This is a genomic window from Paenibacillus sp. JT31N17, assembly GCF_056269255.1.
This window is the reverse complement of sequence record NZ_JBWDNP010000012.1, coordinates 200,336-225,842: the sequence shown is the minus strand read 5'-3', so window position 1 is coordinate 225,842 and position 25,507 is coordinate 200,336. Positions and strand designations below refer to the sequence as shown.

Sequence of the window (25,507 nt, the reverse complement as noted above, 5' to 3'; positions counted from 1 at the left end):
TTGTAATCGGCGAAGACGTCGAATTCAAGCTTCCCAGGCGAAATACAACGTGTATCCTTGAGGGAGTAAAAGCAGCGAATGGCCCCCACTTCATGAACAGGTGGGGGCTATTCGCTGTTTCCCGAGCAACGGAGTCGTCGACATACTCAATCTGCCGTCGGGCACAGCAAGGGTATCGAAAAATGATGATTTACTACGGCGTAATAGTCCTATTTTACGAATATAGGAGATTCATAGAAATGTGCACATCGTTCGTAGCATCGTCGGATATAAAGGGAAGAGTAGCATTGGTACAATATTCCACGAGTAAGCGCATTCAAAAAATTGGGGAGGTATGAAGAGTGAAAGCGTTCAAACAAAAATGTTCGCTTCTTTTGGTTGTGGCCATGCTCCTGAGTCTGCTGCCGTGGCCGCAGGTTGCAAATCTAGAAGTCGTATCCGCTCTTGAGAATGAAATGATTCCAACCGAGGGGCTTGATCTCTGGTTGAAGGCGGATGAAGGGGTAGCGGCGGATGCCGGCGGACAAGTCAGTCTATGGGCGGATCAATCCGGCAGCGGCAACGATGTTATACAAGGGACGGCAGGGGCCTATCCGATGCTCGTCACCGATGCAGTATACGGGAAGCCGGCCATCCGGTTTACCGGCAATCCCAAGACCTTTCTGAGCACGACGGTGAAGGAGCCATGGACCGGGAGCAGCACGGTCATAATGGTGATGAAAGTGAACAACCTGACGCAAACCGGCGCCAGAGGCATTTTCTCCAACGATTACGGCGTCAATGTCGGAGCTTGGTCAATTGTGACCAGCTCGAACGCCCCGCAACGATTGATGATTCTCGGACCGAGAGAAGAAGGGACATCTTCAGGCAATATCGAAACGGCGTCGACATTGGATCCCATTACGCTTACGGTCTCGATGGATACGGATGCCGGCGTGATGAGGGCGTACCGAAACGGCGAGGCAGCGCCTGAGGTTACCAACGCAAGCTTCAAAAATTTCGGCAACTTCAAAAGTTATGTTCTTGGAAAAAGCTACAGCACAAGCAATTTGCATATGGCAGCCGACGTTTCAGAGGTGCTGGTGTACAAAGGCGTTCTTCCCGACGAAGACCGCATCGCTGTAGAAAACTACTTAAAGCAAAAATATTATTCCGCATCTCCGGTGACGGCAAGCGTTCCTTCCGGCGGATCGGTCATGCCGGGCAGCACCGTAACGCTGTCCAGCCCGACAGCAGGAGCAACGATCTACTACACGCTTGACGGAAGCGACCCGGCAAGCTCCGGAACACGCATCCTGTATACGTCGCCGATTACGATAACGAGCTCCACGACCATAAACGCGTTGGCCCATATCGAAGGATTAACGGACAGCGCCGTATCGACGTTTACGTACACGCTTGCTTCGAAGTTCGAGCCCGTGAACGCGTCGGTTCCTTCTGGCAATGTCGCGGCCGGAACGACGATTGCGTTCACGTCCAATCCAGGCGCAAGCATCTATTATACTGTTGACGGTACCGATCCCATCACATCCGGGAGCAAGCAGCTCTATACGTCGCCAATCCCCATTGACGTGACAGTAACGATTCGCGTGTATGCGACGCAGGATGGTATAGAAGACAGCGTTGTATCCGGGTTTTCCTATACCGTATTGCCTGCGGAGACCGTAACGGCAAGCTCGACATCAGGCAAATATTTTAACGGCACGCCGATTGTGTTGTCGACGCCGACCCCCGGCGCTTCGATCTATTACACAGTGGACGGAAGCGATCCGAAGAGCTCGCCGACACGCGTGCAATATACGTCGCCTGTCGCGCTTTCCGACGATATGATGTTGAAAGCTTACGCTTCCAAAGGCGGCGTTTCGGACAGCCCGATCGTTCAATATAACTATTCGGTTTATAACCCTACAACGACTGTAGAGAATTTGCCCGACAGCTTCTATGACAGACCCGGTCTGGAAAACATGCCTCGTCTGGACTATACCGCGATGCCCGTGGCGAACGTCAAAGATTTCGGCGCGGTTGGCGATGGCGACACCAGCGACTCAGAAGCCTTCGACGATGCGATCGCCGCATTGACAGCGGTTGGCGGCGGCGTTGTTTTTGTACCGAAGGGCTATTATTACTTCCCTGCCGATTTGACGGACCCGGCTAATCGCTGGGCATGGAAACGCAATTACAACAACATTCATTTCATCGGCGAAGGCGTCGAATCGGTGATCCGCTTCAAACTCCCGGGCATTCCTTCATTGCCCGAAGGAAGAACGTGGACAAACCGGAACGGCGTATTCCCGGGTCTCTCGTATGGCTGGAGAATCGACGGCAACGATATTTCGTATAAGGATCTGGCGTTCTCCTGGTACCCGCGCTACGATTCAAGGGGCGGAGCAGGCGGTTATACCGTTGCCACGACGGGCGACAACATTCAGATGAACCGCGTCACGATCGACCAAGGCAATATCGGAGCCGTATTCTGGCAAGGCGCCAGAAACGTCTATGTCGTCGACACGCAAGTGCGCAACACAGCGGCGGACGCGATCCACTTTGCCAACGTTGCGAATGTCGTGGCAGCGTACAACTTCGTTGACGGAGCCAATGACGACTCCATCGCGAGTATCGACGATAAGGGACATCCGATTACCGAAAATCATCATTATTTGAATAACACGATCCTGAATAGCTATTGGGGACGCGGCATTACCGTTAATGGCATCAATCATGTTGTCGAGAACAACTGGCTGGAAAATATCAAGTCGTCCGGCGTGTACACGAACAACGGCGGACAGAGCAGCGTCGCCGGCAACGGTCACGATACCGAACACGTAGTGATCCGAAACAATACCATTGTCCGTTCGGGATTGATGGGGCTGAATGACAACCAGAAAGGCGCCATCGCATTCAACCAATACAAAGACGATCTGACGATTGAAAATAACCTCGTTTACGGCGGCCAATCGAACGGAATTTTCTTCAATCCATGGGGACCGGCGTCCACGGTAAGCAACGTGAAGATTAAAAATAACGAAATCGCCGCCGTTGCCGGGCATGCCCTGGTGTTCAACTCCAACATTACCGTCAACAATATCGAAGTCACGGACAACGATATGTTCGGGAACGGAGGAAGCGCGAATTTCAACGCGGCTACGTTAGGCGGTTCGGTAAACTTCGAGAACAACAAAGTTTCTCAAGGCGTGTCCAGACCGGAGTATCAGGACGGCTTCCCGATCGTCGGGGATCAGCCTGTTTATACGAATCCATACGCTTCCATCGCAGCGGAGGCTTCTCAGACGGAGTGGGCGGGCGCTCCAGTCGCCGAACCTGCGGAGAATGAAATCAACGTTAAGGATTATGGAGCAAAAGGCGACGGAACAACAAATGATATTTTGGCGTTCTACGAGGCTTTGAAGGCAATCCCGGCTTCGGGCGGCACGCTTCGTATTCCGGCAGGCACGTATGCGCTGACGCCTGATCCAGGCAAAGAATCGGTGCCTTACAGCAAAATCTATCATCATCTGCTTGTCGCCGATCGCGATAATGTGCATATCGTCGGCGACGGGGACAGCTCGGTGCTGCGATTCACGAGTGCGGACCATTACGGGCTCCGTCTCATGAATATGACGAATTCCTCGGTTCGCAGCGTGAAGCTGGAGCTGGCGGACAAACCATTTATGCGTCATAATCGCTCCCTGCTTGATATTACCGGCAGCCGTGGGATCGTAGCGGAGCATGTTACGGTAACCCAGTCCGGCGGAGCGGGTATTCAAGTGGATGCGTCAACGGGCGTATCCGTTCAGTCGAGTACGGTATCCGACTCCAACATGAGCGGTATTCAAATTCTGGCATCCAGACAGGTGTACGTAGAAAACTCCACATTGACGGGCAACCGCGACCATGCGATCTTCTTGAACAAACAAGGCAGTCTCTCGCGTCAATCGCAGTACGTTCGTCTTGCGGGCAACGTGATAGACGGCGAGGACAAATCGGAGCAAAGCGGCATCGCGTTCGCATCCGGCGACAACGTGCTGGCGACCGGCAATACGATCAAGAACACGCATATGGCGGGCGTCTTGTTCTACTACACAAGCGAAGTGTACCCTACTGATCGGATTACCGTTAGGGGCAACACGCTGATCAACACGAATACGGGGTCCAATACGCTGACTTACGGCGCGATCAGCTCGATGATGTCCAAGGGCGGGAATTTCACGATTACCGAAAATACAATTCAATCTACGCCATACTCGGGCATCTGGGTGAAGGACAGCACGCTCAAGTCGCTCAAATTGACGGCGAATTCGTTCACCGACACCGCTACCCAAGGCGGTGCGATCATTGATATCGCCAGCGACCAGTTAGCCGCAATCCCGCAGTACACGGCAAATACAGATCAAATTGAGGTCAAAACCAAGCCGGTTCGGGTGGCTGGCGGCTCCGGTTGGGGCATCGCCGTTACCATTCAGAATTTAATGACCTTGCAGCCAAGCATTGGCGGCACGGTGAGTGTAACAAGTCCGGCAGAATGGGCGGCCGCTGTGGCTCCAGTCGCCTTCGATGACATCGGGCCAGGTCAATCGGCGACAGTAACCGTTCACGTTCCTGCGCCGCTTCCGGCCAATTCCGGAGCAACACCGTTCTCGCTCCTGATCGATCAGAATGGTACTCGAACGAATGTGACTAAAAGCGTGAACTTCTTTGCTTCGAGCGAGACATTAACACCTCCGGAGATCGACGGGGAAGCAACCGAATGGGACGGATCGGATGCAGCACTCCTTAATCAGTCGAGCCAGGTTGTGTTCAATCAGTCGGATTGGGCCGGCATTGACGATCTGAGCGGGGCGGGATACGTGAAACATGATGCGGAGAACCTCTACTTCTCGGTAAAAGTGATAGACAACGTCCATGCTCAGTCGAATACGGGTTCCGATCTTTGGCGCGGAGATAGCCTGCAGTTGGCGATAGACGCAGGAAGAGCCGATGCTATCGGGCAGTCCGGTTACAATAGCGAAATTACCTATGCGCTTCAGGCCGATAATCAGCCTGCAAAATGGAGATCGACAGCTCCAAGCGGCAAATCGACCGGCGATCAGTTCAGCAGCTTGTTAGATATCAAGCGGGATGAAGCGAATAAGACGACGACGTATGAAATCGCGCTTCCTTGGGATGAAATATTACCGGACGGCGTAACGGAAGTGCCCGCGCGCATCGGATTCTCATTCCTTGTCAACGACGATGACGGCTCGGGAAGACGTGGATGGATCGAATATATGAGCGGTGTAGGATCCGGCAAAAATCCAAGTTTATATGGCGATCTGCTGCTTGAATCGGCACCGTTACACGTTAGCGTGACAGGCATCGAGCTGGATCAAGCAAATCTGCAAATCGATATGGCAGATCCGATACACTCGAGAAAACTGACGGCATCCGTGCTTCCTGCGAACGCAACCAACCAAAACGTCATATGGACCTCCGACAACACGGCGGTTGCGACTGTGGATGGCGATGGAACGGTGACCGCACATGCCAAAGGCACGGCCGCTATCACAGCTACAACAGAAGAAGGTAGTTATTCGGCAACAAGCAATGTAACGGTGACGGTAACGCCAACATCAACGCCAACACCGACGCCGACGCCGACGCCGACGCCGACGCCGACACCAACACCAACGCCAACGCCAACGCCAACGAATCCGCCGACTCCGGAAACGGATCCATTCCAGGTGCCTGCACCTGAGCTGAATGAACAAACGAAGCTGGCGGTTACCGGCTTGGATCGCAATATGCTGAAGCAAGCTCTAAAACTAGCTATAACGGTTAATGGGGCTAAAATCGTGCCTCTTCACATTCCTGGAATTTCGGGCGCGAATGGTTATGTGCTGCAGCTGCCAACCGCGGCGCTGCAGGATGCGCAGTCCGACATTTCTTATGAAATCGGGACGAGCTTGGGCAAAGTACTCATTCCAGGCGGAATGTTGGCCGGTACAACCATTCATGACGAACAAGTAGGGATTGCCATAGGAAGAGCTGATATCTCCAAGCTGGCAAAGGACGTAAAAGATCAAATCGGAGATCGCCCTGCTCTTACATTGCACGTAGTCGTAGGGGATCAAGTCGTAGACTGGAACAATCCGGATATGCCTGCAAAGGTCACGATCAGTTATACGCCTACGGCCGAAGAGCTCCGCAACCCGGATGGAATCGTCGTTTGGTATGTGGATGGCGCAGGGAAAGCGCAGTCCGTTCCGAACGGGAAGTTTGATCCGATTACGGGAACGGTAACCTTCCAAACGACTCACTTTAGCCTGTATGCTGTCGTTTTTCGGCACACAACGTTCGCCGACCTCACGGGAGTAGCCTGGGCAAGAGAGGCGGTTGAGTTTTTAGCGGCCCGTGATGTCATTCTCGGGACAGGGAACAATCAATTTAGTCCACAGCGTACGATTAAACGAGCGGACTTTCTATTAATGCTGATGCGGGCGTTGGAGCAAAACAACCTGACAGCCCCAGATAAAGCGGAAACGTTCGAGGACGTCGGCAAAGACGCTTATTATGCAAGTGCGGCCGAGTCGGCTAGGGCGCTGGGAATCGCAAAAGGCGACGCGATGAACCGGTTCCAGCCGGATGCCGCCATAACGCGCGAAGATGCAATGGTGATCATTTATCGGGCGCTTGCAGTCAAAGGAATCAAGCTTGATGACACAGCCACCTCCTTGAAGGCGTTCCGCGATGATACCGAAGTGTCCGGCTATGCGCTTGACAGCATATCCGCTTTGATCGGGTCAGGAATAGTCAGCGGTTACGACGGCGCGATTCATCCGCAGGATGTGCTTACGAGAGCGCAAGCCGCCGTATTGATCGGCAACATACTGGCTTTAGCGAACTGACATGAGGGAAGACAGGTCTGCCATCAGACCTGTCTTTTCTACCATCATTTGTGTCCATCATGGAGGTGGAGCAAGAGGGGGCGGAAGGAAATGATGAAATATTCGGATAAGCTTCTGGATTGGGTGGAGGTCAATTATACGCGCAGCCGCGCACTGGAACGGCTTGCGGCCGAGCTGTATTTATCGCCGTCGTATCTTTCCCATTTGTTTCATCAAGAGACGGGCAGCACGTTATCGGAACATATTACGGCGAGAAGGATGAAACAAGGCTGCATCCTGCTCTGCACGACATCGAAGCCGATCCAGGACGTCGGCAGGCAGATCGGCTATGGCAGCGCCGCTTATTTTTGCCGGGTTTTTAAGAGCCGGTTGGGGATGACGCCGGAGCAATACCGCAAGGCGCACAGGCTGGAGGTCGAATCATAAAAAAACCGCTGGCGCGAACAACGGATCGGTACGCTGTTGCCCGCCATTCATCGACACCCTCTGTTTAGCCGATAGGGTAGGCCGCCGCGTTAGCCATTCAACGTTGTTTCGACTGTTCGCGAAAGCCGCTAGGCGTCTGACCGGTCGATCTTCGGAACAGCCTTGTGAAATACTTGTAATCGGGGATGCCGACCCGTTCGGATATTTCCTGCACCTGCAGCGTTGTTTCCATCAGCAGTTTTTTGGCCGCTTGCATGCGATAGTGGGTCACATAATCCGAGAAATTGCTTCCCGTTTGGGCTTTGAATAGATGGCTGAAATAATTCGGGCTAATATTGTGATGCCGGCAAACATCTGTCACGCTGATCGGCTTATGAAAATGAGCGTGAATATAGTCAAGGGCACCCTGGATTTCGGTTCGATAATGAATGTCTTTGCTGGATAACACTTGGAACGTCTTTTTCCACTGAACCAATACAACCAAATAATCCTCAACATCCTGCAGCACTTCAATTGAGCCTAACCAATCGACCAATGCGGTCGCTCCCAAAGGTTCGTTCGCGGTCCACTCTTCCGTAAGCTCTTCCAACCAATCCATGACATGTGCAGGCTGCACCAGTTGTTCATGAATTTTTACAATGATCTCTTCATGCATGGCATTTCGCAATTCGGTCTCGTCCAGAAACGGATTCATGCTTTGCAGTGCATTATACAGCGCTTGTTTTTGTGTTTCGGAGAAAGGCTTATATGCGGTTGTCCGACTATATGTGTAGGCTCTTGCGCGTGAATGGTAGAAGCGCTGCTGAGCCGATGTAGCCGCTTCGTTGACAGCTTCCTTAAGCTGGGAAGGAAGCGAAACCGGGTCCTCGGTCAGCTTCTTGGCCCGACTGATGCAGCAGGTAACGGTGAAGGGCAAATAAAGCTTAATAAACGCATTCATTTTCTGAAACAACGTGATGACTTGTGTCTCCGCTTGCTCAAGCTGATTCGGCGAATCCCAATGAAGCCATAGGCAAAACGTATGCTCCTCCATCCATGGGAACAGATTGCCCTTGCAGTGGGAATTGCTAACTTCTTCAATCATTTGCATCAGCACGTATTTAAATAAGGAAATGTCCCGGGTGTGATACGTTCGTTTCAGCTCGGACAATTTATCGATTTCCAAATAAGCGATCGTAAAACCGTAGGAAGGAGGGTGCAGCTCAAGCTGCGCGCATTCCTTGCGAATCGCTGCAGGCGAGGAGAACATGCGGTCCATGACATTCAGCATAAATTGTTTGCGCAAAAGCGGCTTGCTTTGCTGGAAGCGGTGCCGCTCCTGAATTTTGGTGATGAGCTGCTCGCGATCCGCTTCGATCTCCTTGCGGGCTTGCTCGAGCAGATCCAGCAGTTCGCGATGACCGGATACGACTTTCAGCAAATAGCCGATCGCCCCTAGCTGCACGGCTTTGCGCGCAAAATCGAATTCCTGATAGTTCGACAAAATAATGACTTTGACGCGCGGCATCAATGTTTTTAATTGTTCTGTCAACTGCAGCCCGTCCATCCGCGGCATCACGATATCCGTAATGACAATGTCCGGATTCAACCTCTTGCACAGTTCGAGTGCTTCTTCGCCATCCTCGGCATCTCCGACGATTTCGAACCCATGCTCCTGTAAAGGGAAACCGACGCGAAACCGCTCCCGTACTAACGCTTCGTCATCGACGATCACGCAGCGAATACTTTCGCTAATAATCAAATCCGACTTCATACAGCGTCATTTCCTTTCAAGGTGGGTAGTTTAAGTTCGACTCTAGTGCCTTTTCCTTCTTGACTGGTTATCGATAATCCGTATTCTTTGCCATAATGAAGCTGGTAGCGCTCATGAACGTTGCGCAGCCCGATGGAGTTAAACCCTTTCAACTGCTGCGGCGCAGAAGGCTGGGCGCTCTCAAGGAGCAGCTGAGCGAGCCGCTCCGGCCGTATCCCGGTCCCGTTGTCCTCAACGAACAAAACAATAGAAGATTTGCCGTTGGCGAAGCCGCCGCCGATCTGAATAAGCCCTTCGCCTTTTTTCTTCCCTTTAATGCCATGGAAAATCGCGTTTTCAACGATAGGCTGGAGGGAAAGCTTTAACATTTTGTATGACATCAGCTCTTCGTCGACCGAGTAGCAAACCTCAAACTTATGCTGATAGCGGATTTGCTGGAGATACACATACTGTTCCAGTCCGTCCAGCTCCGTGCGGACGTCGGTGAATTCAAGACCGTGATCCATTGTGTACTGAAACAGACGCACGAGCGCATTCAGCACTTTAGGAATTTCGTCAGTTCTGTTCAAATCCACGAGCGCGTTGATCGAGTTTAACGTGTTATATAAGAAATGAGGATTGATTTGCGATCGCAACGCTCGTAACTCGAATGTTTTTTTCGCTTTTTCGATCAGCACCTTTTCCTCGACAAGCGTTTCGATCTGATCGAGCATCTCGTTAAAGGAATCCGCCAAGGACAAAAATTCGTCTTGCCGGTTCAGGCCGATACGGATTTTCAAGTTGCCGTTTTTGATCCGGTTCATCTGGATGATAAGTTTCTGAATCGGTTGATTGATCGATCTAGCCAAGTAGAGTGATAAAATAAAGACGATCATCGTAAAAACGACGGCAAACCAGAATGTATAATTTTTAAACCGTTCGACCTTTTCAAGAAAACGGTCTTTATTGACGAAGTGCAGCAGCTTCCAATCGAATATGTCCGGCGTGCTGATGCGGACAATATATTCATCGTTTTGGAATGTGACCATTTTCGTTTTGGCGTTTGTTGTTTTGACAAGCTCCTGCATAAGCGGAAGCAGCTCCGTGTAATCCTGCTGCTGGAAGGCGCCGCGCAGCTTCACGTCGCTAAGTATGGGCTGCAGCTGGCTGCCCAGCAGCAGGGCGGAAATTTCATTATCGATATTGCTGTCCATGAAGATCGTGCTGATTTTCTCGAAATTAATATCAATTGCCAAAATTCCTTTTATTTCGGTGCCCTGCCTCACGTTCGCCGTAACCGTGCTGATAAGTCCCTTTGCAGGCGAGTAATACGGTCCTATATAAGCGATAGCTTTATCACCGGTTTGTTTGACGATATACTCGGCAATCTCCGGCGGCACGGCAGAATTGCCTTCTGCTTGAATGACATGCCCCGCAGGTTTGATAAAATACAGGCTTTGCGTAAGAGGATACATAGAATAGGTATACAGATTAAGCTTGGAAATAATTTCTTTGTCGGCAAGCGATGTTTGCGCGATTTGACTTGAAATTAAGGAAAGCGTCTTCTGCAAATCGCCGGTTGTTTGTTCCAACTGCTCTTCCGTGCGGTTGGCGAGCAATTCCATGCGCTCCAATTGCGTATCCGTGACGATCTGGAGCGTATAGCGGTAGGCGAACCAGCCGAGGAGCAGCACTGCGGCGATTACGACCGTTGAATTCAAAAAAAAGATTTTGAATCGGATGCGTCTGGTAAACCGCAAATAATGGAGCAGATTTCCCATCTCTTCACCTGTCCAGTGGATTTATAGTAGTCGAATGTTCAATTCATTGTTAAGCAAGCGGCGTACGCATGTCAATACGTTTGCCCATCTTGATAGATTAATCCACCTCGATCATAGAAACATGGGATATGGCGCGGCACAGGTCGTTGCTACAATAAGATCAAAACTACTCAAACAGAAAAGGGAGTCGAACACCGTGAAAAACAAATTTAAGACGTTGGCACTGACTATGCTTGCCCTGTGCACGATCGTGTCCGCCGGCTGTGCCAATACGAATAACGCCGGGGAACCTGCGCAGAGCGCCGGGACGGCAACGGATAAACCAGAGCCGCCTAAAGAACCCGAAACGGTCAAGATCGTATTGCCTTCGGCGCGCGCCGAAGATGAAGCGTTCTACAAAGAGCAAGTCAAAGTGTTCATGGATAAAAATCCGGACATCAAAATCGATTTGCAGATGAATCCATCGGCACAGTATAACAACGCGGTACAGCTGATGTTTGCATCGAATGAAGGACCGGACATTTTCTTCATCGTCGGCGGCAAGGCGCAATGGCAGCTTGCATTCGACAACGGCTGGGTGCAGCCGATCGACGAATATGTAACGCCGGAATTCGAAGCCCGTTTCCCGGAAGGTTCATTCGAGAAGGACAGCTGGCTTCGTTACAAAGACAAGCTGATCGGCGTTCCGCTGCAGGATCCTCGTTTCAGCAAAGTAAGACCGTTGTTCTACAATATGGACGTGTTAGCGCAATATGGTATCACCGCTCCGCCGCAAACGTATACGGAGTTTAAAGATGCCGTTACGAAAATTACAAAAGAAGGAAAAGGCCAAGTGTACGGCACTTCCATCATGGGTAAAGATATGGGCGCGTTCTCCGCGTCGATCGCAGGGTTTGCCGTATCGGCAGAAGGCGGCGTCATTGGACAGGAAAGCGAATGGCCGATCAGCTTGCTGACCGGACAGGCGGCGGCAGTGTCGATGGCTCCCGCTGTCGAGATGTTCAGAGACTTAAACGCGCAAAAAGTATTGGCTCCTGGCTGGGAAAACTGGGATCCGGCGCAAATGCATCAACAATTTGCGGCAGGCAGAGTGGCGATGTTCGTCGGAGCGGCTTGGCAAGCGGCTGAAATCCTGAAGCTGAACCCTGATGTGAAGCTGGGCATCGCTGCTGCTCCGGTTATTGACGGCGGCCGCAAAGGCTACCGCGATTTGCCAACTCCGGCTGAACCGAAGTTTGTGATCGGTTCCCAATCCAAGGTGAAAGATGCGGCATGGAAAGTGCTTGATTTCTTCGGCTCTGTGGAATTCCAAAAAGCATATTTCCAAGCAACAAAAGAAATGGTTGTCGTAAAAAACGCGTATGACGGTATTGAAATGGATAACATTTCGCAGCAATTGCTGGATGTCATGAACGAAACGTTGCGCCTGGCTCCGCACATGAGCTTGAAAAACGCCGCCATGGACCAATTGTCCAAGCCGATCGTCGAAGGATTGCCGAAACCAAGAATCAAAGAGCTTGGCGTAAAAGTGATCATTAACAATGAAGACGTCCAGGCGGTATTCGCCGAATACGACAAGCAAGTGAATCAATTAATTGAAGCGGAATTGAAAAAAGCGCGCGAAGGCGGCAGCACGATTGTGATCGACGACATCAAGTTCCCGGATTGGGATCCAATGCAGGATTATTTTAGAAAATAAGCGATGACGTGGGGAGGTTCCCGAAGGGTGCTGCAAGATGCCCGAGGGAATCTCTTTTCATAAAGAATGGTTTGGACAAGGAGTGGAAGGAATGAACGCACAACAAGAGAGAACAACACCGTCCCAAGCCGCTGCGCTTGCGGGTGGGATACCAAAATCCGGATTGTGGAGTCGGATGAAGCTGCATCGTTGGCATTACCTGTTTGTTTTTCCCATGCTGATCACGTTTGTCCTATTTTCGATATGGCCGATGGTCGGCAGCTGGTATTACGCTTTTTTTGACTGGGACGGAACGGGCAGACCGACGGACTATGTCGGTTTCGCCAACTTTATCGAAGTGTACACGGATCCCGGCTTTTGGAACGCATTCAAAATCACATTCGCGTTCGCGATGAGCAACGTGCTGATTCAGCTGCCGTTAGCGCTTATCGTGGCTATTATCCTTAATCACCCGGCAGTGAAAGGAAGAAACTTTTACCGTTTGCTCATCTTCCTGCCAGTCATCTCGACGACCGCGGTCGTCGGCATCGTATTCGTCATTTTGCTCAATCCTCTGGGTGGACCGATCAATGAATTGTTGTTGAAGACGGGGCTTATCGAAAGTCCGATCAACTTCCTTGGCTCCCAGAAGCTAGCATTGCCTACGCTGCTCGTTATTTCGTTATGGAAATCCTTTGGCACGCCGCTGATTTATTGGCTGGCGGGTTTGCAGACCATTCCTGCGGAATTGTATGAGGCGGCCAAAATCGACGGAGCCGGAGCCGTGCAGCGTTTTGCGAGAATTACGATCCCGCTGCTCGTGCCGATCGGCATTATCATCGTCTTGCTCACTTTCATCGGCAATCTGCACCCTTTCGACTTAGTCAAAACGATGACGGAAGGCGGACCCGTCAAATCCACCGACGTCATTGACACTTATATTTACCGTTATGCGTTCGAAACGACCGAGGAATCCAACTCGCGTTACGGTTTTGCATCCGCAGCCGGTATCGTCTTCAGCTTGGCCGTATTTGTAATTGTCATCATCCAGGCTGTAATCGGGAAACGATTAAAGCCTGGTAAAGGGGGAAAAACGGCATGAGACAGGTTAGCGCACGCAAAACCGCCGGCCAGACTGTCCTGCAGCTCGCTTTGATCGGATTTACGTTTTTGTGGTGTTATCCTTTTCTTTGGATGGTCTCCTCCGCGTTCAAGTCGCAAGGCGAGATGTTCCTGGGCGGATTGCGCCTTATTCCCAAGGAGCCGACGATGGACAACTTCGTGCGGGCCTGGGAGAGCGCCAAGTTTTATCTGTACTTCTTTAATACCGTATTCGTTACGGCATTGGTCATCGTTCTTGTGCTGATCATCTCGTCGTTGGCGGGTTATGCGCTTGGCCGCGGGAACATGCCGGGCAAAAAAATCATTCTGAGCCTGCTTGTCGTGGCGATGTTCCTGCCTAAAGGATTTACGATTATTCCGTTGTTCGAGCTGATTGTCGGGCTTGGGCTGAACAATAATCTGCTGGGGGTTGCGCTGGCCGAAGCAGGGCCGTCCAAGGTCGTGTCGATTCTGTTGTTTATGGGTTATTTCGCTTCCATTCCAAAGGAGGTTGAAGAATCCGCCATCGTGGACGGCGCAAGTCAGCCGCGCATTTTCTTCAACATCATGTTGCCGTTAACGAAGCCGATCACTGCGACAGTCAGCATCTTCACGTTTATTGCCGCTTGGAACGCGTTCCTGGTGCCGCTCATCTTCACGCTCGGCAAGCCGGAGCTGCGGATGCTCGGCGTCGGCATGTATAATTTCTTCGGCACGAACACCGTAGATTGGACGGGCATTGCGGCGGGGGCATGCATGTCGCTCATTCCGATCATTATCGTGTTCTTGTATTTGCAGCGGTATTTTATCGAGGGAGTGGCGGGAGCCATCAAAGGTTAACCGGGCAAACAAGCGTATCGCAATCGTGAATTGGGAGATGACATACATGTTGTTTACAACGCAAAAGCTGGGGAAACGGATCGCCGAGCTGTCGGAGTACCGGTACCGGGATGCAATCGTTATCCGCGAGCTGCAATGCGCCCAGGACGAAGAGGGGAAAGTCGGAGCACATCCTCCGGCTGCTTTTGAACAAACGGCGCTGCAAATCGGCGATGCGTGGGAAGGCAACGATACGTATCTTTGGCTGCACACCGAGGTGAAGGCGCCGGCGTCATGGCTGGGCCAAAAAATTATCGGCCGCTTCGACTTTGGCACCTCCGGCCCGAATCATATTTCCGGCTTCGAATCGCTGCTTTACGTGAACGGGGCGCCGTATCAAGGCGTGGACACCAACCATCAGGAGGTTCTGCTGCCGCAGGAGTGCGCGACGGAGACGTATAAGCTCACATTTCGTTTATGGTCCGGCTTGAAGGGGTATGGAAGCTGGGGGCCGCGCAATAAAGCGGAGCATAAAATTTTAAAAGCGGAATTGACTTGGCTGGATGAAAACGCCGACGATTTGTATTTTACGGCTAAAGCGGTGCTCGAGACGACGCAAGGGTTGCCCGAGAACAGCGCCGACAAACAGATCCTGCTTGCAGCGGCTAATAAAGCATTCTTGCTTATCCAATGGTCGGAACCGGGGACGGACGCGTTTTATGAATCGATCGCGGCGGCAAGGAACACGCTGAAGGAAGAGCTTGAATCGTTATCCAAACATTCGGCCGTTACGGTGCATTGCGTGGGGCATACCCATATCGATGTAGCCTGGTTATGGCAGCTTAAGCATACGCGCGAGAAAAGCGCGAGATCGTTTTCGACCGTGCTTCGTTTAATGGAGCAATATCCGGAATATTTGTTCCTGCAGCCGCAGCCGCAGCTCTATGAATATATTAAAACGGATTATCCGGAAATTTACGAGCAAATTCGTCAGCGCGTGCAAGAAGGACGCTGGGAAGCGGACGGCGCGATGTGGCTGGAGCCGGACTGCAATCTGACTTCGGGCGAATCGTTGGTCCGGCAAATTTTGTACGGCACACGTTTCCTGCGCGAAGAATTCGGCGTGGAATGCTCCTACTTATGGCTGCCGGACGTATTCGGCTACAGCTGGGCACTGCCGCAAATTTTGCAAAAGTCGGGCATCCGCACGTTCATGACGACGAAGATCAGCTGGAACCAGTACAACCGGATGCCGCATGACACCTTTCTGTGGCGCGGCATCGACGGCACGGAAATTTTGACGCATTTTATTACGACGCCTGAGCTGAACAACCACATCTATACTTATAACGGCATGATGACGCCTTATACGGTGCAAGGCATCTGGGACAACTACAACGATAAGGCGCTCAATCAGGATTTGCTGCTATGTTACGGCTATGGGGACGGCGGCGGCGGCGTAACCCGAGAAATGCTGGAAATGCGCAGACGATTGGACGACATGCCCGGTTTGCCGAATGTGAAGACCACTCGCGCCAACGAATACTTCGCGAAGCTGCAGGAGCGCGTTGCGGACAGTGACGAATATGTCCATACATGGGACGGCGAGCTGTATCTGGAGTTCCACCGCGGCACCTATACGAGTCAAGCGCGCAGCAAGCTGCTGAACCGGAAGGCCGAGCTGATGCTCCGTGAGAGTGAATTCACGTTCGTGCTCGAAGGGCTGCTGAAGGACAACTGGTCGCTGTATCCTGCCGAAGAGCTGTTAACGATTTGGAAAACGGTACTGCGCAATCAATTCCACGATATTCTTCCGGGCACTTCCATACGCGAAGTGTACACGGACAGCTGGCAGGAATACGAAGAAGCGGACCGGTCGCTTGCGGGACTATGGAAAAGAGCTTTGGCGGGGCTCGCTCGCAGTGAGAAGACGGACTCCGCGCCTGCCGGAGAGAACACCTACACCGTATACAATTCGGCTTCATGGGCGCGCGGCGAAGCGGTTTACGTTCCGGAGCCGGAACTTCAAGGAACGTGGCTGGCGGCTGACGGTACCGAGCTTTCCGCTCAGAGGAGCGAAGAGGGCTGGATCGTCCGAACGAACGGTGTGCCTGCGGCGGGAATGACCGAGCTGCGTTTTCATCCCGGCGACGGCGCGGCGGTTCAGCCGAACGGGTTCGAGTTCCAGGCAGACGGGTTGACAACGCCGTTCTATTGTTTAACGTGGAATGAGCACGGCCAACTGACGCGGATCTATGATCGCGAGCATGACCGGGAAGTGCTCAAAGCAGGCGAATACGGCAATATGCTCCAGGTGTTCGAGAATAAGCCGCTGCGCGACGACGCCTGGGGGATCGACATTTATTACGGCGAGAAAAAACGCGAGGTGACGGATCTGCTTTCCGTCGCTTTAACGGAAGCGGGAACTGCGAGAGCGGTCGTTCGTTTCGAGTGGTCGTTCGGACAATCGCGCATCGTACAAGAGATGGCCGTTTATGCGGACAGCCGCCGGATCGATTTCAAGACGGCTGCGGATTGGCATGAGCGCGAGCAAATGTTAAAGGTCGCTTTCCCCGTGGACATCCGTTCGACGGAAGCGACGTACGATATTCAGTTTGGGAACGTGAAACGTCCGACGCACTGGAATACGAGCTGGGATTATGCGCGATTTGAGACGGTTGGCCAACAGTGGGCGGACTTGTCCGAACACGGCTATGGCATCAGCTTGCTCAATGATTGCAAATACGGTTACGACGTCAAAGATCATGTGCTGCGCTTATCGCTCATCAATACGCCAGTATTCCCGGATCCTGAGGCGGACCGCGGCGATCATCGATTCACGTACGCGCTGCTGCCGCATGCTGGAGATTGGAGACAAGGCGGGACTGTACGCGAGGCATGGGCGCTTAACAGTCCTCTGACTGTAGCTGCCCGGGGGACCGCGCATGCGGGACTATCGCTCTTTACCCTTTCTTCGACAAACGTGATCGTGGATGTCGTGAAAAAAGCGGAAGACGAAAACGCCGTTATTTTGCGCGTTCATGAGTTTGAAGGGGCGCGTGGACCATTGGAGATCACAAGCGGGTTGCCGATACGCCGATGGGCGGAGTGCAATCTGATGGAAAAAATCGAATCGGTCATGCAAGAGAGCAACGCTATTGTCTGCTCCATCAAGCCGTATGAGATTAAGACGTTTATCGTGTTTTTCTAATTGATAGGGAAAAGAGTGAGGTTGAATGCCGGATGAAAGAGAGATAGTAAGCGGCAGGCCGCATAAGCTGAAGTCCAACCGAGTATGGAGAACCTATGTTGGAGGTAAGAAGCTGGAGCAGTGGCAGGGAGGAGAGCGTCCGGAAGACGGCTCTTTTCCCGAGGATTGGATTGCCTCCGTGGTCCGGGCTCGCAATGCGGGCCGTAAGCATTTGGTCGAAGGGCTTAGCCGCGTAAGCACGGAAGGCGCCGGGGACGCAACGCTGCAGTCGCTCATTCATGCGGACCCGGCCGGTTTTCTGGGTGAGCGGCATCATGACGTTTATGGCAGCGAGACCGGGGTGCTGGTCAAAGCGTTGGACGCGGCCGAACGTTTGGCCATCCAAGTGCATCCCGACCGCGAAACAGCGCAATCGATCTTCCAGTCACCTTTCGGCAAGACGGAGGCATGGTACATGCTTGGCGGAAGAGAGATAAATGGCGAGCCCCCGTATATCTTGTTCGGTTTTAAACCGGGCATGACCAGGGAGATATGGGAAGAACTGTTTCGCAAGCAGGATATTAACGGCATGATTCAAGCCTTGCATCGTATCGAGGTGCAGCCCGGGCAAGTTTTTCTCGTCGAAGGCGGTATGCCGCATGCGATCGGTTCCGGCTGCTTCCTGATCGAAATTCAGGAACCAACGGATTATACGATCAGGATCGAACGAAGGACGCCTTCGGGACGGGATATTCCCGACTTTATGTGCCACCAAGGCGCGGGTTTCGAGCAGATGTTCGACTGCTTCCATTACGAGAATTACAGTTTGGAGGAAATTACGTCTCGTTATTCGTTTCAACCGAAGCTGCTAAGCGAAACGGAAGGGGTTATAGAGGAATCATTCCTCTCCTACGAAGACACGCCGTATTTTGGCTTGTTATCCGTGCGGATCCGAGATTCGTATCGGCTCAAGCAGCAAGGGGAGTTCTCGATCCTTGTCGTTGTTTCCGGAGCGGGAACTTTGACTTGGGAGACGGGGAACGTCTCCGTCGAACAAGGGGAGCAAATTTTTTTGCCGGCTGGACTGAAGAGCCTGGACTGCATAAGCAATAGCGCCGAAGAGCCGCTGCATCTGTTAAGATGTTTGCCGCCGCGCGTGTAATCTGAGGCTACTCTTGACGATCAGTTCGGCTTGAGCGTTAAAAGTCCTCTCTAAAAATTGGATCAAGACCTGCCCGTCAGAAACATGATATAAGGAACGACATTCTGCTCCAAGCTGGCAACTATTCAGAAAATTATGGTATCATTGATAGATTGTAGTAGATTGAGAAGAATAGCGATAAGCAATAAAGTCTTTATTTCGGGGCCAATGGAATAGAATAATGAAGGAGCTTGCTACCTCGCAGCTCCTCTTTTCAATTTGTACCTATTTATATCCGAACGAAATGAGGGAGAAAATTTGAAAATTGTGAAAACGAATAAGCGGCTGGACAGCGTCCGCGTGGCCGTTCAAGAAATGATCTTGTCTATCGTTAGTAGAGCCCGGCAGCAGGAAGCGTGTGTCCATCTGTACGGAGTGTCCGCTTTTGCTTCGATGCTCGCATTGAAAAGAGGGCTTAATCAGGAACTGGCGGAGATCGCAGGATTGCTTCATGGTTATTATTTTTATAAAACCGGAATCCATGACTTTCCCGGTCCGAACAGCGCCGAGGCGGTAAGACCTATTATAAGAGATATGAACATTTTTACGAAAGAGGAGCAGCTCATCATCCAACAGGCGATTTTCTATCAGGGAGATAGAACCGGAACCCATGGTCCCTATGATGAAATGATCAAGGATGCTTATGCGATGCAGTCGTACTTTCAGAATAGGGGCCGAAGCGTATCGCAGCAGGATACCCCAAGGCTTCAAAAAGTGCTTTGTGAACTGGGGATTCCTCATGAAATGCCGGAAAATATGCACAGTGAGGGTAGGGTATCCAGCAGCTTCTTCCCTGCCGGCAAACGGGGTAAGCTGGCCGACATAGCGGAAGCACTTGCGGGAGAAGACATAATTGGCGTTCCGGGAGATGAACGATATCGGGAAATCTGCCAGTATTGGCCGGATAGAAACGTCTATAAAGAATTGCAAAACAGCTGGTGTGCCGCATTCGTCTATCATTGCTGCCGGCAAGCCGGATTTCTGCTGCCGATTCGGTACCCGAACTCGATCTGCCGGTTTGCAGGCGTAGGCGCTTGGCTAGAGTGGGCTGGGCTGCCGGAAACCGGATTTTTTCATGAAGACGATCAGAATGGGTTCACACCGCAGCGAGGTGATATCGTGATCTATGAGAAGCTGCTGTCTGACGACCCGCATGATCATATTGGAATTCTACTGGCTTGTGAGGAGGAGAAAATAGTAGTCGCGGAGGGCAATAGAGATAATCAGAATTTCTCCTGCGTCTTCTATAGGAACCGAAGGCATTGCATACGGGGCTATATCCGAATTGATGAGAGCTACCGGTATCATTTTGACGGCACGTATAGTCCGATTCTTTAGGGACAACAGATCTATGATTGGACTCATAGTATTTTGGACAGCGTTTCGCTTTATTTATTTTTTCTATAGAAATTGTTTATTTTTGGAAAACAACCCAGTGATCGAAGGCAAAAATGGAGCCTTCAAGAGCTTTTATTGTCATGCACCGGATTGAATCCGTATAATGCGCGGTGGCTGGACCCGCGTTGTTAATAGCCCTTATTTACACAGTCAAAGCCAGTAAATACAAGGGAAATCTGAATGTCACACATGCAGGCTTAAGCCGAATCTATCATTTTTTCATTAACATTATATACATATTTCGAAAACATTCTCTTAATGTAAGTGCTTTAATATGAGGGAGTAAACATACCTTAGGAGGGAATATATGAGATCACAGAAAAAGAATGGATTCAAGGCAGCGATGGTAGCAACTGCGGCAACCGCCCTTCTCGTAACGAGCGTAGTCAGCGCACAAGCGCCTAATCGTGCAGAGGCTGCTTCTTCGCAAACGAAAAATGTAATTTTGTTCGTCGGCGACGGAATGGGAACAGCCCAGCGTGACGCGATCCGGCTTGCAACTGTAGGTGAAAACGGTAAACTGGCTATGGATGCTATGCCATACGTTGGTTTAATTCATACAAGATCCACCATCCCCGTAACGGATTCGGCTGCTTCAGCTACGGCTTATGCCAGCGGCGTAAAAACGTATAATGGCGCAATCGGCGTGGATGCCAACAAAAAACCGGTAAAAACAATCATGGAATACGCGAAAGATGCCGGAAAAGCCACTGGCGTAGTTACAACCAGCCAAGTTACGGATGCTACCGGCGCCGCATTCGGCGCGCATGTTGAAGACCGTTCCAAGCAAAGCGACATCGCCCTGCAGTACCTGACCAAAAGCAAAATTGACGTGCTTCTCGGCGGCGGCGAGGATTTCTGGTACCCTGCGGGCGATGCTGGCAAATTCAAAGACGAGCCGGCTGAAGATCCAGCAGAAAAAAGCAAGGGAACTCAAGGAAATCTGATCAACAAGGCTAAGGCATTGGGATACAGCTATGTTGCGAACAAAACCGATATGCAAAAAGCAAAAGGCGGCAAGCTGCTTGGACTGTTTGCCAATGAGGAGATGTTCCAGCAAAAACCGGAAGGCGAAGGGGATATTTACAACCCGATTGTCTCTCTTCCGGACATGACCAAAAAAGCCATTGACACGCTTGCGTCAAACAAAAAAGGCTTCTTCCTGATGGTTGAAGAAGAAGGTACAGATGAATTCGCTCACCAAAACAATGCCAAAATGACCATTAAAGCAGGTCAACAGCTGGACAAAGCGGTTCAAGTTGCCAAAGATTTTGCCAAGAAAAACCCGGATACGCTTGTTCTCGTACTTGCCGATCATGAAACAGGCGGGTTCTCGATTGAAGAAGTTGACGCCGGAGACGAGTCAGGCGACGCTATTTCCAAAGAAGACGGTCCTTTCGCCATTGTGAACTCCAAACATAACTTTGTTGTTGACTGGACAACCTCAGGTCATACGGCGGTCGATATCCCTTTAACGGCAATTGGCAAAAACGCCGAAATGTTCTCTGGTATTTATGAAAATACCGAAGTATTTACCAAGCTCATGCAGTCCCTGGGACTTAAAGTGAAAAAATAATGCATTAAAGACGAAGCAAAGGCTAGCCAGTAATTCTGGCTAGCCTTGTTTGTGTTTCCGGAGGCATATATCTTCTCGCAGTTGAGTGTCCGACACGTTTGTTATTCCCGATAAGGACTCAATCGATTGTAAGAACAACCTTCCCGCGGCCATGTCCGGTTTCTACTTCCCGATGGGCATCGGCTGCGTCGGACAGCGTAAACGTTTTCCGTATATGAATCTGCAGCTTTCCCTGGGTATGAAGGTCGACGAGTTCGGCAAGCCGGGCTGCGGACCGCTGGCTGCGGATCGGACGAACTCCAAGCTCCTGCACAATGTCAAAGGCGGCGATTGTGCCGATGCGAGCCTTGTTCGCAACGAGCTGTACCGAAGCGCGCAGAGCATCGCCTCCCGCCGCATCCAGCGCCGCGTCCACGCCATCCGGTGCGAGGCCCTGAACTCTTTCGACCAGACCGTCTCCATAGCTGACCGGAATCGCTCCGAGCGATCGAAGATAATCGTGATTTTGCTCGCTGGCTGTGCCAATGACGGTAGCCCCCCAGGCCAAGGCTAACTGGACCGCGATCGTACCGACCCCGCCAGCGGCGGCATGAATTAATACGGTGTCGCCTTTGCCGACGCCCAATTCCTTCAGCGCAGTATGGGCAGTCTGCCCGGAGGCGGACAGTGCCCCTGCGACCTCCCATGCCATAGTCCGGGGCTTGGTCACGATCTGACTGCTGCTCACCACTACATAATCGGCATAGCATCCCAGCACCCGAAAGCCAAGAACCTCATTGCCGGCAGTGAAGCCGGTGACGCCTTCCCCGACCTGATCAATAATCCCCGCGAACTCGTTGCCAAGAATCTGAGGGAAATGCACTGCTGCACCGGGTGGAGTCCAACCGCTGCGTACGGCCAAATCGGCGGGCTGGACTCCGGCAGCCTTGACGCGGACCCGCACTTCGCCAGCGCCTGCTTGAGGATCCTCAGCCTCGATTAGCTGCAAAACCTCCGGAGGGCCAAAGGAGAGAATTCCCGCCGCTCTCATGCTGCTTCCCCTCCCTGTCTGGGATAACGATTGTCCATCCAAGCTCACCCTTTCTTAAAATATTTGAACGTATAAGATGTATCCTTTCAGCATTTCAATTGTTTGCCGGCATCAATTATTTTATAATAAAATGTAAATAAACAAAAATATATCTAAGCACATATAATACATATACTAAAGTGTATAAGAAGGAGGGGAAAGGATGGAATTGCTGCAGCTGCAGTACTTTCGCAAGGTAGCCAAACTGGAGCATATGACGAAGGCTGCCGAGGAGCTGCGTATTGCGCAGCCCGCTCTCAGCAAGACGATTTCCCGGTTGGAGGAGAGCGTAGGCGTGCCTTTGTTTGACCGTTATGGAAGACAAATCCGGCTTAATACATTTGGACAAATCTTTTTGAAAAAGGTCGAAATGGCCCTTAGCGCGCTGGAAGAGGGGCAGAAGGAAATTACCGAGCTTGCGGGATTGGAGCATGGAGTCATTCATTTGGCGACATCCGCCCTGGACCGTTTAACAGAGCCGCTGGGGGAGTTCCTCTCCCTCTACCCAGGAGTCAATATCCGGCTCACTCAGGTTTCAAAAGAAGAAGAAGTAGCTCTTCTGCTTGGAGCAGGCGAAGCCGATATTTGTTTTACGGCTCTGCCCGTCGAACACCCGGAATTCAGTGCAACGACTGTGTTCAGCGAAGATGTTTTCTTGGCCGTTCCTCCCGGGCACCGGTTAGCGGACCGTGACAGTATTCGCTTGGAAGAGGTCGCGGATGAGCCGTTTATCGGCTACAAAGAGGGCATTCTTTTCCAGCCGATGAATGACGGCTTCTTCCGCAAAGCGGGGATATCGCCAAAATACGTCTGCCAGGTAGACGAACCTGCCAGCATTTCAAATCTTGTCCGTGCCGGATTGGGAATTGCTCTTATCGGCGGGTGCGGAAGAAGTCCGGGTGTCCCGCTTCATCTGCTGCGTATTGAATATCCTGTGTGTCAGCGCAATTTTCAAATCATATGGCATGAGAAACGCTATCTCTCTTTGGCAGCCCGCAGGTTCAGGGATTTTTTTGTCCAATATTTTGCCGAACAGTAAGGGGGGCTTGAATCTTATGAATAGACTGGCATGGGCCGCTCTTGTTATATTGTCTGCTATTGTATTGAGCTCCTGCAGCGCAGTATCGCCATCTTCGAGTGCAGATTGGGCATATGGCTTCGTGGTCTGGAACGGTGATATTTATGAAGACATCAAAGAAGAGGTCGCAAAGGATGCAATTGAACAAAGTATCGGGGAAGTCAAAAAGTATTCCGATCACGAAGGAACATATGGCAATGGTTACTCCAATCTGTTTAAAAAGGGTACAAAGCTTTATCAAATTCAGGGAATAGACACGGAACAATACATAGCAGCGGAATCAGACGGCAAATATTTCAAGCTCAAGGATAACGGCAAGTATGGAAAATAACGAATCCGCCAGGTTTTCTAAAAAAGGGAGCGTTACAAATGGAGAAGACGACTTTATATTTAACGAGGCATGGAGAAACGCAATGGAATGTTGAAAAAAGAATGCAAGGGCATCAGGATTCGCCGCTCACCAGCAGAGGGCTTTATCAAGCGCAAGCCTTGGGCGAGTCTTTGAGAGCTGTCGATTTTGCGGCTGTCTATTCAAGCTCCAGCGTGAGAGCCGTTAGAACGGCTGAGCTTATAGCCTATTCGAGAAATCTGGGAATCGAGCACCACGATTCCTTAAGAGAAATTTTTCTGGGAAGCTGGGAGGGTCAGAACAATATTCAACAATCTCAGCCGGAAGCTTATTATGCTTTTTGGAATACTCCGCATCTCTACAGCCCCCAGAACGGGGGAGAGTCTTTTCAAGACGTTTCGGATCGGGTCATTCCAGTGATTGAAGAGATGATTGCTGCCCACAAGGGAGAAGAGATTCTGGTCGTAACGCATTCCGTCACATTGAAACTGATTTTGGGTTATTTTGAAGGCAGGCCCTTGGAAAAGCTGTGGGAGCCGCCATATCTGCATCCTACAAGTCTCAGTAAGGTTGTTATTCAAAACAATCCGACAATAGAGCTCCATGCAGATGTATCTCACATGAAAGAATAGAAAATGCGTAAAGGGAAAATTCAGGCTTTACATTTTTTCGGGAATGCATTATATTTGTATGTGCAAACAATATTATTTTGTGACAATGTCCATTCAAGAAATGAGGTACCATCCATGCTGGAAAACTATTTGAAGGAATGCCTGTATTTCACTGCGAACCGGCTCGGCAGGGTTATTACCAAAATGGCTGAGGATGAGTTTGCCGTAAGCGGATTATCGCCGACATATGGTTTTTTGCTGATGGCCGTGTACGAGAAAGAAGGGATTTCACAGAAGGAGTTAGGCGGAATTCTCCATCTTCAGCCTTCAACGGTGACCCGCCTTGTCGAGAAGCTTGTCAGTAAAGGATTGATCTACAACCGTGTGGAAGGGCGATTGTCGCTCATTTATGCAACGGATAAAGGCAAGGCATTGGAAGATGTGATCAATCAATGCTGGAACAATCTTCGGGCCCGCTATTCCGCCATTTTGGGGGAACAAGAAGGCGATGAACTAACCCTTCGTTTATATAAAGTGAGCGATCAATTAGAAAATATCGAATGATTCAGCTCCATTTTTTTTGAATAAAACTTGCTTGTACAAACAATTTATGATGC

Annotated in this window: 16 protein-coding genes; 13 read left to right on the top strand and 3 right to left on the bottom strand. The window is 51.1% G+C overall.

Translation table 11 applies throughout. The features are described 5' to 3' along the window. Positions 1-341 precede the first annotated feature (341 nt). Positions 342-6,881, top strand: coding sequence for a chitobiase/beta-hexosaminidase C-terminal domain-containing protein (locus tag AC0YOB_RS28605; protein ID WP_475795685.1), 6,540 nt, complete (start codon positions 342-344; stop codon positions 6,879-6,881). 90 nt (positions 6,882-6,971) lie between these two features. Continuing rightward, positions 6,972-7,307, top strand: a complete 336-nt coding sequence (locus AC0YOB_RS28600; protein ID WP_475795684.1) for a helix-turn-helix transcriptional regulator — start codon at positions 6,972-6,974, stop codon at positions 7,305-7,307. 97 nt (positions 7,308-7,404) lie between these two features. Here AC0YOB_RS28600 and AC0YOB_RS28595 read toward each other — a convergent pair whose 3' ends face one another. Beyond that, a complete protein-coding gene (locus AC0YOB_RS28595) occupies positions 7,405-9,060 on the bottom strand; it encodes a response regulator transcription factor (protein WP_475795683.1) in 1,656 nt (551 codons plus the stop codon). Then, entirely contained in the window at positions 9,057-10,820 is a 1,764-nt protein-coding gene (locus AC0YOB_RS28590) for a cache domain-containing sensor histidine kinase (RefSeq protein ID WP_475795682.1), read from the bottom strand. Before AC0YOB_RS28590 ends, AC0YOB_RS28595 begins: the two co-directional genes overlap by 4 nt. Before the next feature lie 196 nt (positions 10,821-11,016). Here AC0YOB_RS28590 and AC0YOB_RS28585 point away from each other — a divergent pair, with 196 nt between their 5' ends. The 7 genes from AC0YOB_RS28585 to AC0YOB_RS28555 all read left to right on the top strand — a co-directional run bounded on the left by AC0YOB_RS28585 (position 11,017) and on the right by AC0YOB_RS28555 (position 21,783). Next, positions 11,017-12,519: an ABC transporter substrate-binding protein gene (locus AC0YOB_RS28585; protein ID WP_475795681.1), complete on the top strand. Its 1,503-nt coding sequence runs from the start codon at positions 11,017-11,019 to the stop codon at positions 12,517-12,519. A gap of 91 nt (positions 12,520-12,610) precedes the next feature. After that, a complete protein-coding gene (locus AC0YOB_RS28580; protein WP_475795680.1) occupies positions 12,611-13,600 on the top strand; it encodes a carbohydrate ABC transporter permease in 990 nt (329 codons plus the stop codon). Further along, positions 13,597-14,439: a carbohydrate ABC transporter permease gene (locus tag AC0YOB_RS28575; RefSeq protein ID WP_475795679.1), complete on the top strand. Its 843-nt coding sequence runs from the start codon at positions 13,597-13,599 to the stop codon at positions 14,437-14,439. Before AC0YOB_RS28580 ends, AC0YOB_RS28575 begins: the two co-directional genes overlap by 4 nt. 46 nt (positions 14,440-14,485) lie before the next feature. Further along, complete coding sequence (locus AC0YOB_RS28570; protein WP_475795678.1) at positions 14,486-17,629, top strand: alpha-mannosidase; 3,144 nt, start codon at positions 14,486-14,488, stop codon at positions 17,627-17,629. Positions 17,630-17,654: 25 nt separating this feature from the next. Further along, positions 17,655-18,770, top strand: coding sequence for a type I phosphomannose isomerase catalytic subunit (locus AC0YOB_RS28565; RefSeq protein WP_475795677.1), 1,116 nt, complete (start codon positions 17,655-17,657; stop codon positions 18,768-18,770). Positions 18,771-19,076: 306 nt separating this feature from the next. Beyond that, positions 19,077-20,147, top strand: a complete 1,071-nt coding sequence (locus AC0YOB_RS28560) for a CHAP domain-containing protein (RefSeq protein ID WP_475795701.1) — start codon at positions 19,077-19,079, stop codon at positions 20,145-20,147. Positions 20,148-20,514: 367 nt separating this feature from the next. Next, positions 20,515-21,783 (top strand): alkaline phosphatase, encoded by a 1,269-nt coding sequence (locus tag AC0YOB_RS28555; protein WP_475795676.1) that lies wholly within the window; start codon positions 20,515-20,517, stop codon positions 21,781-21,783. A 118-nt stretch (positions 21,784-21,901) separates the two neighbouring features. Here AC0YOB_RS28555 and AC0YOB_RS28550 read toward each other — a convergent pair whose 3' ends face one another. Next, complete coding sequence (locus AC0YOB_RS28550) at positions 21,902-22,813, bottom strand: NADP-dependent oxidoreductase (RefSeq protein WP_475795675.1); 912 nt, start codon at positions 22,811-22,813, stop codon at positions 21,902-21,904. Positions 22,814-23,015: 202 nt separating this feature from the next. Between AC0YOB_RS28550 and AC0YOB_RS28545 the strand changes: the two genes are divergently transcribed. From AC0YOB_RS28545 to AC0YOB_RS28530, 4 genes are all read left to right on the top strand, one after another. After that, a complete protein-coding gene (locus tag AC0YOB_RS28545; protein WP_475795674.1) occupies positions 23,016-23,891 on the top strand; it encodes a LysR family transcriptional regulator in 876 nt (291 codons plus the stop codon). A gap of 16 nt (positions 23,892-23,907) precedes the next feature. Beyond that, entirely contained in the window at positions 23,908-24,261 is a 354-nt protein-coding gene (locus AC0YOB_RS28540; RefSeq protein WP_475795673.1) for a hypothetical protein, read from the top strand. Between the two features lie 38 nt (positions 24,262-24,299). After that, positions 24,300-24,911: a histidine phosphatase family protein gene (locus AC0YOB_RS28535; RefSeq protein WP_475795672.1), complete on the top strand. Its 612-nt coding sequence runs from the start codon at positions 24,300-24,302 to the stop codon at positions 24,909-24,911. Between the two features lie 114 nt (positions 24,912-25,025). Then, on the top strand, positions 25,026-25,454 hold the full coding sequence (locus AC0YOB_RS28530; RefSeq protein WP_475795671.1) for a MarR family winged helix-turn-helix transcriptional regulator: 429 nt from the start codon (positions 25,026-25,028) through the stop codon (positions 25,452-25,454). The last annotated feature ends 53 nt before the right edge of the window (positions 25,455-25,507 follow it).

Coding starts and splice junctions, on each gene's coding strand:
- AC0YOB_RS28530 (WP_475795671.1), top strand. CDS start 25,026: ATGCTGGAAAACTATTTGAAGGAATGCCTGTATTTCACTGCGAACCGG.
- AC0YOB_RS28555 (WP_475795676.1), top strand. CDS start 20,515: ATGAGATCACAGAAAAAGAATGGATTCAAGGCAGCGATGGTAGCAACT.
- AC0YOB_RS28575 (WP_475795679.1), top strand. CDS start 13,597: ATGAGACAGGTTAGCGCACGCAAAACCGCCGGCCAGACTGTCCTGCAG.
- AC0YOB_RS28540 (WP_475795673.1), top strand. CDS start 23,908: ATGAATAGACTGGCATGGGCCGCTCTTGTTATATTGTCTGCTATTGTA.
- AC0YOB_RS28590 (WP_475795682.1), bottom strand. CDS start 10,820: ATGGGAAATCTGCTCCATTATTTGCGGTTTACCAGACGCATCCGATTC.
- AC0YOB_RS28595 (WP_475795683.1), bottom strand. CDS start 9,060: ATGAAGTCGGATTTGATTATTAGCGAAAGTATTCGCTGCGTGATCGTC.
- AC0YOB_RS28535 (WP_475795672.1), top strand. CDS start 24,300: ATGGAGAAGACGACTTTATATTTAACGAGGCATGGAGAAACGCAATGG.
- AC0YOB_RS28565 (WP_475795677.1), top strand. CDS start 17,655: ATGCCGGATGAAAGAGAGATAGTAAGCGGCAGGCCGCATAAGCTGAAG.
- AC0YOB_RS28550 (WP_475795675.1), bottom strand. CDS start 22,813: ATGAGAGCGGCGGGAATTCTCTCCTTTGGCCCTCCGGAGGTTTTGCAG.
- AC0YOB_RS28545 (WP_475795674.1), top strand. CDS start 23,016: ATGGAATTGCTGCAGCTGCAGTACTTTCGCAAGGTAGCCAAACTGGAG.
- AC0YOB_RS28570 (WP_475795678.1), top strand. CDS start 14,486: ATGTTGTTTACAACGCAAAAGCTGGGGAAACGGATCGCCGAGCTGTCG.
- AC0YOB_RS28580 (WP_475795680.1), top strand. CDS start 12,611: ATGAACGCACAACAAGAGAGAACAACACCGTCCCAAGCCGCTGCGCTT.
- AC0YOB_RS28600 (WP_475795684.1), top strand. CDS start 6,972: ATGATGAAATATTCGGATAAGCTTCTGGATTGGGTGGAGGTCAATTAT.